Genomic DNA, 13079 nt, shown 5'->3' with positions numbered 1-13079 from the left:
GTCAGTGCGCTGCCGCCGGCGGCAACCCCAACGGCAGCGGTGCGAAGATCGCCGAGGTCGAGGGTTCAACCGGCTGGCCTGCCGCCGCCAGCGCCGACTGGTAGGCCTTGTACGTCGCCGCGTTGTACGCCACCAGGATGATCCGGCGCGGCTGGTGATGCGAGCGCTGCCAGGTCAGGGTCTCGGTGGCGGCGATGTGCGCGGCCTGGTGCAGCGGGTAGCCGAACACGCCGCAGCTGATCGCGGGGAAGGCGATCGATTCCAGATCCAGCTTCTCGGCCAGTTGCAGCGATTTCCAGTAGCAGTTGGCCAACAGCGCCGGCTCATCGCGCAGGCCATCCTGCCAGACCGGGCCGACGGTGTGGAACACATGCTTTGCCGGCAGGTTGAAGGCCGCCGTCTGCCGCACCTCGCCCGTCGGGCAGCGCATGCCCGGGCGGATCTCCGGCAGGGCGCGACACGCGTCGAGCAGCTGCGGGCCTGCCGCGCGATGGATCGCGCCGTCCACACCGCCGCCGCCCAGCAGGGACTCGTTGGCCGCATTGACGATCGCATCCACCGCCAGGGTCGTGATGTCGCCCTGCCACACTTCGATCTTCATGCGTACCGCTCCTTACTCACTGTTACCGGGTCCATACAACGGAATGACATGCCTGACCTGCACGGTACCCGGCAGGACATCTAGGCTGCGTCATCGTCGTCTCAGGCAGTGCGACCCGGCGAGCGCTGGCTGACCTTCACACGATGCCGCCGGATCGCTTCACCGCAGATGAAGCGCGCCATGCAAAACGCCCGCCGGTAAGGGCGGGCGCGTCGTTCCTGCGGACCAACGGGCAGATCAGGGCAGACCGGCCAGCCAGTCGTCGTCGGAGCCTTCGTTGATGTCGGCGAACAGCGGGGTGGAGAAGTAGCGCTCGCCCGTGTCGGGCAGCATCGCCAGGATCACCGCGCCGGGCGCGGCCTTGGCGGCGATGTCCAGCGCGCTGGCGACCGTGGCGCCGGCCGAGATGCCCACGAAGATGCCTTCCTCGGCGGCCAGCCGGCGCGAGGTCTCGATCGCGCGGGCGTCGTCGATGGTCAGCAATTCGTCATAGACACCGCGGTTGAGCACCTCCGGCACGAAGTCCGGGGTCCAGCCCTGGATCTTGTGCGGCTTCCACTCATCGCCCTTGAGCAGGGCAGCGCCCTCGGGCTCGGTGGCGACGATGCGGGTGTCCGGGCGGGCGACCTTGAGCACCTCGCCGACCCCGGTCAGGGTGCCGCCGGTGCCCCAGCCGGTCACGAAGTAGTCCAGCCGCTTGCCGGCGAAATCGCGCAGGATCTCCGGGGCGGTGGTGTTGCGGTGATAGGCCGGGTTGGCCGGGTTGGCGAACTGGCTGGCCAGGAACCAGCCATGTTCCTCGGCCAGTTCCTTCGCGCGGCGCACCATGCCCGAGCCGCGCTCGGCGGCCGGGGTCAGGATCACCTTCGCGCCATAGGCGCGCATCAACTTGCGGCGCTCGATCGAGAAGGTCTCCACCATCGTGGCCACGAACTTGTAGCCGCGCGCGGCCGCGACCATCGCCAGGGCGACGCCGGTGTTGCCGGAGGTCGCCTCCACGATGGTGTCGCCCGGCTTGAGCAGGCCCTTGGCTTCGGCGTCGAGAATGATCGCCAGCGCCAGCCGATCCTTGACCGAGCCGCCCGGGTTGAACGACTCGACCTTGGCGTACAGGGTGACGTGCTCGGGGGCGAGACGGTGCAGGCGCACCACCGGGGTGTTGCCGATGGTGTCCAGGATGGAGTCGTACAGGGCCATGGAGATGCTCCGGAGGTGTCGGTGCCGCCCGGGGGCCGTGCGGCGGGGAAGGGTCGGCCGGTGGCGGCGCAGGGCGCCCGCACGTGATCCGGCCCGGGGTCGGTCAGACCGTACCGCTGGCATATGACCGCGCGAAATGACCTGATTACCTTCTTAAACAACGTTTGGTTATAAGCTGGTGACGGCATTTGCCCTACAGTCGGATGGCCCCCTCTCCATGCGCCGTATCGCCCGCCCATGACGCTGACCCAACTTCGCTATCTGGTCGCCATCGCCGACGCCGAGCTGAACATCACGCTGGCCGCGTCCCGTGTGCACGCCACCCAGCCCGGGCTGTCCAAGCAGCTCAAGCAACTGGAGGATGAGCTCGGCTTCCTGCTGTTCGTGCGCAAGGGCCGCAGCCTGGAAGCAGTGACCCCGGCCGGCGTGGAAGTGATCGGTCGCGCCCGCGCCGTCCTTGGCGAAGCCAACAACATCCGCACCTATGCCGCCAACCAGCGCCGCGAAAGCCAGGGCCAGCTGGTGCTGACCACCACGCATACCCAGGCGCGCTTCGTGCTGCCGCCGGCGGTGGCGCGGATCAAGCAGGCCTACCCGCAGGTCAGCGTGCATCTGCAGCAGGCGGCGGAAAGCGATGCGCTGGACCTGCTCAGCCAGGGCGATGCGGACATCGCCATCATCAGCACCGCCGGCGGTGAACCCACTGCCGGCCTGGCCATTCCGCTGTACCGCTGGCGCCGGCTGGTGCTGGTGCCGCGCGGGCATGCGCTGGACCGCCCGGGCGCGGCGCCGGACCTGCAGGCGCTGGCCAGCCATCCGCTGATCAGCTACGAATCCTCCACCCGCGGCAGCTCTTCGCTGCAGCGCGCATTCGCCAGCGCCGGGCTGACCCCCGATATCGCGCTGACCGCACTGGATGCGGACCTGATCAAGACCTACGTGCGCACCGGGCTGGGGGTTGGCCTGCTCGCGGAAATGGCGGTCAACGCCAGCGATGAAGACCTGCGCGCCTGGCCGGCCCCGGCGCCGATCGACGAGTGCATCGCCTGGGCGGTGCTGCCGCGCGACCGCGTACTGCGCGACTACGCGCTGGAACTGGTGCACGTGCTTGCCCCGCAGATCGACACCCGCGACCTGCGCCGGGTGATCGATGGCAATCAGGATGCCAACTGGCCGCTGCCGCCGACCTGGGAATCGCTGACGCAGACCATCACCGTCTGACGACGATGATGGTCTGCCCGCGCATTCCCCCTCTACCCCGCGCCGTTGGCGCGCCCCCTTCAACAGAACGGGGCTTTTCTCCAGAGGGTTGAGGGGTTCGGTGGGGGGGCTTCGAAAAGGCCACTGCGACGGTTGGTCGCAGGGTTTCGGGCTGCCCGGCGCACGGTCGGGCGCTACCATGACGGGGTGAATGTCCGCCGTCGCCCGTATGCCGTCTTTCTGCAGCTTGCCTTCGTGGCGACGCTGCTGATGGCGCTGGCGCCGCTGGTCAGCCGCTGGCAGCAGGCGCATGCCGAGGCGCCGGTGATGCTGATGCCGACCGGCATGGCCCACGCGATGCCGGCGCTGCCGGATGTGCACGCAGGGCACGCCATGCCGCAGCACGACATGCACCATCACCTCATGCCGCATCACGACATGGCGATGCAGCCCATGGCGGTGGATGCCACGCCGGTTGCCCATGACGCCCCCGCACCGTCGCCGCCGATGAGCGAGCATGCCGGGCATGGCGACGCCTGCGAGTACTGCATGATGGCTTCGCGGCTGATGCCGTGGCTGGCGGTGCTGATCCTGCTGTTGCCGGCGATGCCGGTCATCGCACCGCGCGTGCTGCGCGCGGTGCCCACGCCACGCAGCCTGCGCTGGCCCGCCCACGCCGCACGCGGCCCGCCCGCACGCTCCTGAAACCACCGCCCTTCCTGCCCGTGTCGCCGTGATGGCGGCGCGTGCCTGCGTGCTTTTCTGGAGTTTCACCATGACGGTTTCTTCCCGCAGCGCGGGCGCACTGACGCGCCTGTCTGTTTCCCTCTCGCTGGCCCTGGTCGCGCTGCCGCTGCATGCCGCCAACGATGACGCCCGTACCCTCGATACGCTGGTGGTCACTGCCACCGCGCCGTCCTCGCCGCTGCACTGGGTCACCGATCCACGCCTGCCGCGGCAGCCGGTGCCGGCCAGCGATGGCGCCGATTACCTGAAGACGGTTCCCGGCTTCGCCGCGGTCCGCAACGGCGGCACCAACGGCGATCCGGTGTTGCGCGGCATGTTCGGCTCGCGCCTGAACATCGTCAGCAACGAAGGCAATCTGATCGGTGCCTGCCCCTCGCGCATGGACAACCCGCTGTCCTACATCGCCCCGGAAACCTTTGATCGGTTGACCATCATCAAGGGGCCACAGAGCGTGCGCTGGGGCGCCGGCGCCTCGGCCGGCACGGTGCGCTTCGAGCGCGATACCCCGCGTTTCGATCAACCGGGCATGGATATCAACGCCAGCGCCCTGGTCGGCTCACGCAACCGCAATGACCAGGTGCTCGATCTCACCGCCGGCGCCGCACCGGGGTATGTGCGCGTCAACGGCAACCGCTCCGAATCGGATGACTACAAGGACGGCAACGGCGATGTGGTGCCCTCCAAGTGGCGCAAGTGGAACAGCGATGTCGCCGTCGGCTGGACGCCCGATGCCGATACCGTGCTGGAGCTGTCGGCCGGCACCGGCGATGCGATCGCGCGCTACGCCGGCCGTGGCATGGACGGTGCCGCGTTCAAGCGCACCAGCTACGCCGCGCGCTTCGAAAGGGACAACCTGCCCGGTGCATGGGACAAGCTGCAGGCCAACGTGTACTACAACGACGCCGACCACGTGATGGACAACTACACGCTGCGCACGCCGAACCCGGCCAGCAGCATGCCGATGCCGATGGCCTCCAACGTTGATCGCCGCACCACCGGTGGCCGTATCGCCTCGGAATGGCGCTGGCAGGACATCGCCATCGTGGCCGGCGTGGACGCGCAGGACAGCCGCCATCGCAGCCGCAACGCGATGGGCCGCAACGTGTACCGCCAGCAGCCGTGGCGCACCGATGCACGCTTGGAGAACCTCGGGGCGTTCACCGAGATCACCCTGCGCGAGGGCACCGCGCAACGCTGGGTCGGCGGCCTGCGCATCGACCGTGCCGAGGTGAAGGATGAGCGCGCCACCGCCGGCATGATGGCGATGCCGAACCCGACGGCAGGTCAGACCCGCCGCGAGAACCTCGGCAGCGGCTTCGTCCGGTTCGAGCGCGACATCGCCCCCGCGTTGACCTGGTACGCCGGCGTCGGCCACAGCGAGCGCATGCCCGACTACTGGGAACTGTTCTCGCCGAATCTCGGCCCGGTGGGCGCGATCAACGCCTTCACCGGCGTGCAGCCGGAAAAAACCACCCAGCTCGATCTGGGCCTGCAGTACCGCACCGACCGCCTCAATGCCTGGGTCTCGGCTTACGCCGGGCGCCTCCAGGACTACATCCTGTTCACCTACCGCGACGGCGGCATGATGGGCAGCACCAGCCAGGCCTCCAATGTGGATGCGCGCATCGCCGGCGCAGAGGCGGGCGCCGAATGGCAGCTGGCCCGGCAGTGGAAGCTCGGCGGCACGCTGGCCTATGCCTGGGGCGAGAACCGCAGCGACGGTCGCGCCCTTCCGCAGATGCCGCCGCTGGAAGCCCGCTTCAGCACCGCCTGGGAAGGCGAGCGCTGGACGGTGGGGGCGCTGGCACGTGCGGTCTCCCGGCAGGGCCGGGTCGCGGCCGGGCAGGGCAACGTGGTCGCCCGCGATCTCGGCCCCAGCGCCGGCTTCGCGACCCTGGCCTTGAACGCCAGCTACCGGATCAACGAGGCGCTCCTGGTCAGTGCAGGCGTGGACAACCTGTTCGACCGCGCCTACAGCGAGCATCTGAATCTGGCCGGCAGCGCCGATTTCGGCTTCCCTGCCGATCCGGTGCGCATCAACGAGCCCGGCCGCACGGCCTGGCTGAAAGTGAACTATCGTTACTGAGCCTCACGGCCGGGCGGGGGCCCAGCCTCCCGCCCGGCGCCTGCCGCCGCCGGGTACGACAGCCCGGCACCGCCGGCGCATTTCGACATGCGTCGATACATGGCGATACATCCCGCGCAGGCCCCAGCACGGAAAGGCCTTCGCCCGTCACCGGCAGATGTGAAGAGGGCGGTAAACGCTTGGCACATATGCCCCGGCTCGACCCCTCTATACACTCGGCGGTCGAGAAACAACCGGGAATGGATTACATGTTGGGACGCATCGCAGCGCGCTTCGCCGCTGGCATCACCTTGGTCGCGTTGGCTGGGTGTGGCAGCAAAGACGAGGCCGCTCGCCGGCAGGCAGACGCCGTACCGGTCACCACCCAGGTGGTGCAGACCTCGGCATGGAGCGACACGCTGCAGGCACTGGGCACGGCCAAGGCGCGCGAATCGGTGACGGTCACCGCCAAGGTCAGCGAAATCATCGAGACGGTGCATTTCGAAAGCGGCCAGCAGGTCAGCGCCGGCACGCCGCTGGTGACCCTGCGCGGCCAGGCCCAGGAGGCCGCACTGCTGCAGGCCCAGGCCACCTTCCTGGAAGCGGACCAGCTGTACAAGCGCCAGCGCGAACTCGCCGCGCAGCAGCTCGTGGCCAGCTCCACCTTGGACACGCAGCGCGCCATCCGCGATGCCGCCGATGCCCGCGTGCGTGAAATGCAGTCGGACATCGGTGATCGCCGCGTGCGCGCGCCGTTCGCCGGCGTGCTCGGCATCCGCCAGGTCAGCGCCGGTTCGCTGGTCACCCCCAGCACCGCGATCACCACGCTGGACGACATCGAGCGCATGCACGTGGATTTCCAGGTGCCCGAAGCCGAGCTGGCCTCGCTGGGCACCGGCGACAAGGTCAACGCGACCAGCGTGGCCTACCCGGGCCGCAACTTCGAAGGCCAGGTCGCCACCATCGATACCCGCGTGGACCCGGGTACGCGTGCGGTCACCGTGCGCGCGGACTTCATCAATGCCGACCATGCCCTGCGCCCGGGCATGCTGCTGGATGTGCGGATGTTCCGCCCCGAGCGCCAGGCGCTGGTGATTCCTGAAATCGCCGTGGTGCAGGTCGGGCGCGATTCGTACGTGTTCCGGGTCAAGCCGGACCAGGTGGTGGAGCGTGTGGACATCACCGCCGGCGCGCGCCGCAGTGGCGTGGTCGAAATCCGCGATGGCCTCGCCGCCGGTGACCGCATCGTGGTGGACGGCACCGGCAAGCTGCGCCCGGGTCTGAAGATCCAGGCCGAAGAGGCGGCACCGGCCACGCCGGCCGCTGCTGCCGCGGCTGAACCGGACACCGCCGGATGAAGCTTTCCGACGTTTCCATCCAGCGGCCGGTGTTCGCCGTGGTGATGAGCCTGCTGCTGGTGGTGCTGGGCTTCATGTCGTTCACCCGCCTGACCCTGCGCGAACTGCCGGCGATCGATCCGCCCATCGTCTCAGTCTCGGTGGATTACACCGGTGCGTCGGCGGCGGTCATTGAAAGCCGCATCACCCAGGTGCTGGAAGATGCCCTGGCCGGTATCGAAGGCATCGACACCATCAACGCGCGCAGCTCCAACGGGCGCTCGCAGGTCAGCATCGAATTCACCTCCAACCGCGATATCGAAGCGGCCGCCAACGATGTGCGCGATGCGGTCAGCCGGGTTGCCGACCGCATGCCCGAAGAGGCGCGGCCGCCGGAAATCGCCAAGGTCGAGAGCGACGCCGATCCCATCATCTGGCTCAACATGAGCTCGACCTCGATGGACACGCTGGAGCTGAGCGACTACGCCGACCGCTACATCGTCGACCGGTTCTCCAGCCTCGATGGCGTGGCCCAGGTCCGCATCGGTGGCCGCCAGCGGTATGCGATGCGGATCTGGCTGGACCGCGACCAGCTGGCCGCGCGCGGCCTCACCGTGGGCGATGTGGAAACCGCGCTGCGCAACGAGAACGTGGAACTGCCGGCGGGCCGCATCGAATCGGCCGACCGCGATTTCACCCTGCGCGTGGAGCGGAACTACGTCAAACCCGAAGACTTCGCCGGCATTCCGCTCGGCAAGGGCGCCGACGGCTACGTGGTGCGCATGGGCGATGTGGCCAAGATCGAACTGGCTTCCTCCGAACGCCGTGCCTACTACCGCAGCAACGGCGAGCCGAACATCGGCCTGGGCATCGTCAAGACCTCCACCGCCAACGCGCTGGATGTCGCGCGCGAAGCACGCGCCGAGGCCGAGCGGATCAGCAGCACGCTGCCGGAAGGCACGCGCATCTTCGTCGCGTTCGACAACACCACCTTCATCGAAGCCGCGGTTGATCGCGTGTACGCCACGCTGGTGGAGGCGATGCTGCTGGTACTGGCGGTGATCTGGCTGTTCCTGGGCAGCTTCCGCGCGGCGTTGATTCCGGCGGTGACGGTGCCGGTCTGTCTGATCGCCGCCTTCATCGCGCTGTATGCCTTCGGCTTCTCGATCAACCTGCTGACCCTGCTCGCGCTGGTGCTGTGTATCGGCCTGGTGGTGGATGACGCCATCGTGGTGGTGGAAAACGTGCAGCGCCGCATCGACCTGGGCGAGCCGCCGCTGGTCGCCTCCAAGCGCGGCACCACCCAGGTGGCGTTCGCGGTGATCGCCACCACCGCCGTGCTGGTCGCGGTGTTCCTGCCGGTCGGGTTCCTGGAAGGCAATACCGGCCGCCTGTTCCGTGAGCTGGCCGTAGCGCTCGCCGCGGCGGTGGCCTTGTCCGCGTTCGTGTCGCTGACGCTGACCCCGATGATGGCCTCCAAGCTGCTCAAGCCGCATAGCGGCCAGGCGCCGAAGGGCCTGCACGGCGTCATCAACCGCAATCTGGATCGCCTCTCGGCCGCGTACGGTCGCTTCCTGGAAGCGCACGTGACCCGCACCTGGGTCTATATCGTGGTGATGATCCTCTCGTTGCTGGCCAGCGCGCTGCTGCTCAAGGTGCTGCCCTCCGAACTGGCCCCGGCCGAAGACCGCGGCTCGTTCCAGATCATGATCGACGGCCCGGAAGGCGCCGGCTTCGATTACACCGTCGGCCAGGTCCAGCAGGTCGAGAAGATCGTGTCCGGTTTCGTCGGCGAAGATGAGCCGATCGTGCGCGCCAACCCGCGCGTGCCCGGTGGCTGGGGCTCCAGCGAAGAAATGCATACCGGCCGCATCAGCGTGTTCCTGCAGCCGTGGCGCCAGCGCGATGTGTCCACCCCGGATGTGGCGGCCGAGCTGCAGACCCACCTCAACGATTTGCGTGGCGTGCGCGTGCGTACCCAGGTCGGTGGCGGCCTGGTGCGCAGCCAGGGCCAGCCGTTCCAGATCGTGCTCGGCGGCCCGGAATACGCGGAAATCGCACAGTGGCGTGACCGTATGCTGCTGCGCATGGCCGACAACCCCGGCCTGGTCGGTGCGGACTCGGATTACAAGGAAACCCGCCCGCAGATGCGCGTGAACATCGACCGCCAGCGTGCGGCCGATCTGGGCGTGTCGGTCACCGCGATCGGCAGCGCGCTGGAAACCATGATGGGCTCGCGCCGTGTCACCACCTTCGTCGACAACGGCGAGGAGTACGACGTGCTGGTCCAGGCGGGCCGCGAAGGCCGCGCCTCGCCGTCGGATCTGGCCGCGATCCGCGTGCGCGCCAGTGGTGGCGAACTGGTGCCGCTGTCCAACCTGGTCACGCTCAGCGAAGTGGCCGAGGCCGGCAGCCTCAACCGTTTCAACCGGTTGCGCTCGATCACCATCAACGCCGGCCTGGCCCCGGGCTATCCGCTGGGTGAAGCCATCGCCTGGGCCCAGCAGGTGGCCAGCGAAGAGCTGCCGCAGCATGCGCAGATCAGCTGGAAGGGCGAGTCACGCGAGTACCAGAACGCCGGCAGCGCCGTGCTGCTGACCTTCGCGATGGCCCTGCTGGTGGTGTTCCTGGTGCTGGCCGCGCAGTTCGAGAGCTTCATCCATCCGCTGGTGATCATGCTGACCGTGCCGCTGGGCGTGCTCGGCGCGCTGCTGGGGCTGTATGTCAGCGGCGGCACGATCAACCTGTTCAGCCAGATCGGCATCGTGATGCTGGTGGGCCTGGCGGCCAAGAACGGCATCCTGATCGTGGAGTTCGCCAACCAGCTGCGCGATGAGGGCCGCAACGTGCACCAGGCCATCGTCGAATCGGCCATGGTGCGCCTGCGCCCGATCCTGATGACCTCCATCGCCACCGTGGTCGGTGCGATCCCACTGGTGGTGGCCGGTGGCCCCGGTTCGGCCAGCCGGGGCACGATCGGCGTGGTGGTGATCTTCGGCGTGACCGTGTCCACCTTCCTGTCGTTGTTCGTGGTGCCCGCCTTCTACTCGCTGCTGGCCCCGTACACGCGTTCGCCGGAAGCCGTGGCGCGCGAACTGGCCCGCCAGGAAGCGGAAACCCCCTCCGTGGGCGGGCACGCCTGACCCGAATGGGCGGCACTGCCGCCCATTCATCGAAATTGCCACTACGCAGCCCGGCGCGGATCGTGGAGAATCGACCGGGTCCCAGCCGACGGGGACGTTCCTTTTGTTTCCGCCGACTGGAGAGAGCGCGTGGAAGAAGTAGTCAGTTTCATCAACGGGATCATCTGGAGCAAAGCTCTGATCTTCCTGTGTCTTGCCGCAGGCCTGTACTTCAGTGCCCGCACCCGCTTCATGCAGATCCGTGGTTTCGTGGAGATGTGCCGGCTCACCGTACAGGGTGAGAAATCCGAGGCGGGCGTGTCCTCGTTCCAGGCGCTGGCCATGTCCATGGCCGGCCGCATGGGTATCGGCAACATCGCCGGTGTGGCCACCGCGATCGCCTTTGGCGGCCCCGGTGCGATCTTCTGGATGTGGGTGATGGGCTTCCTCGGCGCCTCGACGTCGTACGTGGAGTGCACCCTGGCCCAGATCTACAAGACCAAGGATGCCGAAGGCCGCTACCGCGGTGGCCCGGCGTACTACATCGAAAAAGCGATGGGCCTGAAGTGGTACGCGCTGGCCTTCGCCGTGGCGACCATCATCGCCGCCGGCTTCCTGATGCCGGGCGTGCAGGCCAATGCCATCGCCGACAGCATCATCAATGCCTGCCGCGGCGGTGCGCTGTGCGGGCCGCTGGACGGTCAGTTCATGGGCCTGGAATCGGTGCAGGCGCTCAAGCTCGGCATCGGTGTCGTGGTCTCGTTGCTGCTGGCCGTGGTGATCTTCGGCGGCGTCAAGCGCATCGCCAACTTCGCCGAGGTGGTCGTGCCGTTCATGGCTGCCGCCTTCATCCTGATGGCCATCGTCATCATGATCATCAACTACGACCGTGTGCCGGACATGTTCCACACGGTGTTCAGCAGTGCCTTCGGTGCGCATGCCGCGTTCGGCGCGATGATGGGCCTGGCGGTGGAATGGGGCGTCAAGCGCGGCATCTACGCCAACGAGGCCGGCCAGGGCACCGGCCCGCACGCGGCCGCGGCCTCGGAGGTCTCGCACCCGGCCAAGCAGGGCTACGTGCAGGCCTTTGCGATCTACTTCGACACCATGATGGTGTGCACCGCCACCGCCTTCCTGATCCTGGCGGCGGGCACCTACAACGTGTATTCGCCGGTGCCGGGTGGCGCGCCCGTCTTCGCCGGCCTGGCCGGTGTGGCCGAAGGCGCAGGCTATGCGCAGGCCGCGGTGGAAACCGTGCTGCCGGGCTGGGGCGCAGGCTTCGTGGCGATCGCGATCTTCTTCTTCGCCTTCACCACGATCATGGCCTATTACTACATGGCCGAGACCAACCTGACCTACGTCAACAACAACGCCAAGCGTCCGCTGACCGTGCTGCTGCTGCGCCTGGGCATCATCGGCATGGTGATCTTCGGTGCGTTCCACAATGCCGGCATGGCGTGGGCGCTGGGTGACATCGGCGTGGGCCTGATGGCGTGGTTGAACATCATCGCGATCCTGATCGTGCAGAAGCCGGCGATGCTGGCCCTGCGCGACTACGAACGCCAGAAGAAGCTCGGCCTGGATCCGACCTTCGACCCCGATGCCCTGGGCATCAAGAACGCCGATTTCTGGCGTACCCGCAAGCTGGAGCTGTCCCGTAGTGAATGATCCCTGGAAGAATGCGCGCCGTCCGTCCTCGCGGCCGCCGCGCGCCACGCCGCTGCCGCCCCGCGAAGGTGGCACCCCGCCGCCGCCCGGCCGTGGCAACGACGAGCTGCGCCTGTACGGCTGGAATGCCGTGCAGGCACTGTTCGAGCATCGCCCGCAGGCGCTGCGCAAGCTGTACCTGACCGAGGCGCTGATTCCGCGCATGCAGCCGGTGCTGAAGTGGTGCGTGGCCAACCGCGTGGGGTACCGCGTGGTGGAAGAGGGCGATCTGAACAAGCTCGCCGCCACCACCCATCACGAAGGGCTGGTCGCCGACGTGCTGCGCGCGCCGATGCTGGCGCTGGACGAATGGCTGGCCACGCTGCCGGCCGGGAAGCCGGTGCTGGCGCTGTGGCTGGATGGCGTGGGCAACCCGCACAACTTCGGTGCGATCCTGCGCTCGGCAGCGCACTTCGGTGTGGCCGGGCTGCTGCTGCCGCCGGATTCCACGCTGGCGTTGTCAGGTGCGGCCGCGCGCGTGGCCGAAGGCGGCGCCGAGGCGGTGCCGCTGGTGCGCCTGCCGGCGCTGCCCGAGGCGATGGCACAGTTGCGTGCCGCCGGCTTGAGCCTGGCGGCAACGCTGGTGGAGGGCGGCGATGATCTGTTCGCCGCGGCACTGCCGCCGCGGCTGGTGTATGTGATGGGCGCCGAAGGTGAGGGCATGGACCGCGCGCTGGCCCAGGACTGCGACCATCAGGTCTCGATCCCGGGGACCGGCGTGGTGGAAAGCCTCAACGTCGCTTCGGCGACGGCCGTACTGTTGGCGCAGTGGTACGGACGCAGTCGCGTTTGACCACTGCGTGCGTTTTCGGGGGGAGCGCGGCGTCATTCGCGCCACCCACGGTGTGATCGGTTTCACCGAAATCGTCGTGACTACATCCGATTCGGATTAATCGCATAGTGCATGCAGTGCAAACTGCGCACAGTGCCGGGTGGACGCTGTGCTGCGTGGGTGAGGAGAGACACCCCCGCAGCGCGGCGATCCGCTTGTCCGGACCGCGAAGGTCTAGCGGCGCTCACCGCGTGGGGTGTGACGTTATCCCGGTAGCCCGGTCGCATTGCGACCGGGCTTTTTTTTGTACCGACCAACGGTCGGCACCTGC

General features: G+C 68.0%; 9 protein-coding genes. 7 read left to right on the top strand and 2 right to left on the bottom strand.

Annotated features, from left to right (window positions below; all coding sequences use genetic code 11):
• Nucleotide 1: 1 nt before the first annotated feature.
• Complete coding sequence (locus ACTT2I_RS13955) at nt 2-601, bottom strand: O-acetyl-ADP-ribose deacetylase (RefSeq protein WP_088432709.1); 600 nt, start codon at nt 599-601, stop codon at nt 2-4.
• Between the two features lie 237 nt (nt 602-838).
• Nucleotides 839-1798 carry a cysteine synthase A gene (gene cysK, locus ACTT2I_RS13950; RefSeq protein WP_088432710.1) on the bottom strand — a complete coding sequence of 320 codons (960 nt, stop codon included), beginning with the start codon at nt 1796-1798 and terminating at the stop codon, nt 839-841.
• A 237-nt stretch (nt 1799-2035) separates the two neighbouring features.
• Here cysK and ACTT2I_RS13945 point away from each other — a divergent pair, with 237 nt between their 5' ends.
• The 7 genes from ACTT2I_RS13945 (at nt 2036) to ACTT2I_RS13915 (ending at nt 12769) form a co-directional block, all read left to right on the top strand.
• The gene (locus ACTT2I_RS13945; RefSeq protein ID WP_088432711.1) at nt 2036-3019 is read left to right on the top strand and encodes a LysR family transcriptional regulator; all 984 of its coding nucleotides are present in this window, start codon (nt 2036-2038) and stop codon (nt 3017-3019) included.
• 249 nt (nt 3020-3268) lie between these two features.
• Nucleotides 3269-3703: a hypothetical protein gene (locus ACTT2I_RS13940; RefSeq protein WP_088432741.1), complete on the top strand. Its 435-nt coding sequence runs from the start codon at nt 3269-3271 to the stop codon at nt 3701-3703.
• 70 nt (nt 3704-3773) lie between these two features.
• Nucleotides 3774-5831 (top strand): TonB-dependent copper receptor, encoded by a 2058-nt coding sequence (locus tag ACTT2I_RS13935; RefSeq protein ID WP_421099071.1) that lies wholly within the window; start codon nt 3774-3776, stop codon nt 5829-5831.
• A gap of 248 nt (nt 5832-6079) precedes the next feature.
• Entirely contained in the window at nt 6080-7168 is a 1089-nt protein-coding gene (locus ACTT2I_RS13930) for an efflux RND transporter periplasmic adaptor subunit (protein ID WP_088432744.1), read from the top strand.
• Nucleotides 7165-10290 carry an efflux RND transporter permease subunit gene (locus ACTT2I_RS13925; protein WP_421099072.1) on the top strand — a complete coding sequence of 1042 codons (3126 nt, stop codon included), beginning with the start codon at nt 7165-7167 and terminating at the stop codon, nt 10288-10290. The genes ACTT2I_RS13930 and ACTT2I_RS13925 overlap by 4 nt, the downstream gene beginning before the upstream one ends.
• A gap of 129 nt (nt 10291-10419) precedes the next feature.
• The gene (locus ACTT2I_RS13920; protein ID WP_088432712.1) at nt 10420-11937 is read left to right on the top strand and encodes an alanine/glycine:cation symporter family protein; all 1518 of its coding nucleotides are present in this window, start codon (nt 10420-10422) and stop codon (nt 11935-11937) included.
• Nucleotides 11930-12769, top strand: coding sequence for a TrmH family RNA methyltransferase (locus ACTT2I_RS13915; RefSeq protein ID WP_421099073.1), 840 nt, complete (start codon nt 11930-11932; stop codon nt 12767-12769). Before ACTT2I_RS13920 ends, ACTT2I_RS13915 begins: the two co-directional genes overlap by 8 nt.
• The last annotated feature ends 310 nt before the right edge of the window (nt 12770-13079 follow it).

Origin of the sequence: Stenotrophomonas sp. PUT21 (assembly GCF_052232875.1) — a bacterium.
Lineage (GTDB): Bacteria > Pseudomonadota > Gammaproteobacteria > Xanthomonadales > Xanthomonadaceae > Stenotrophomonas > Stenotrophomonas maltophilia_N.
This window is presented reverse-complemented; position numbering and strand designations above follow the sequence as displayed.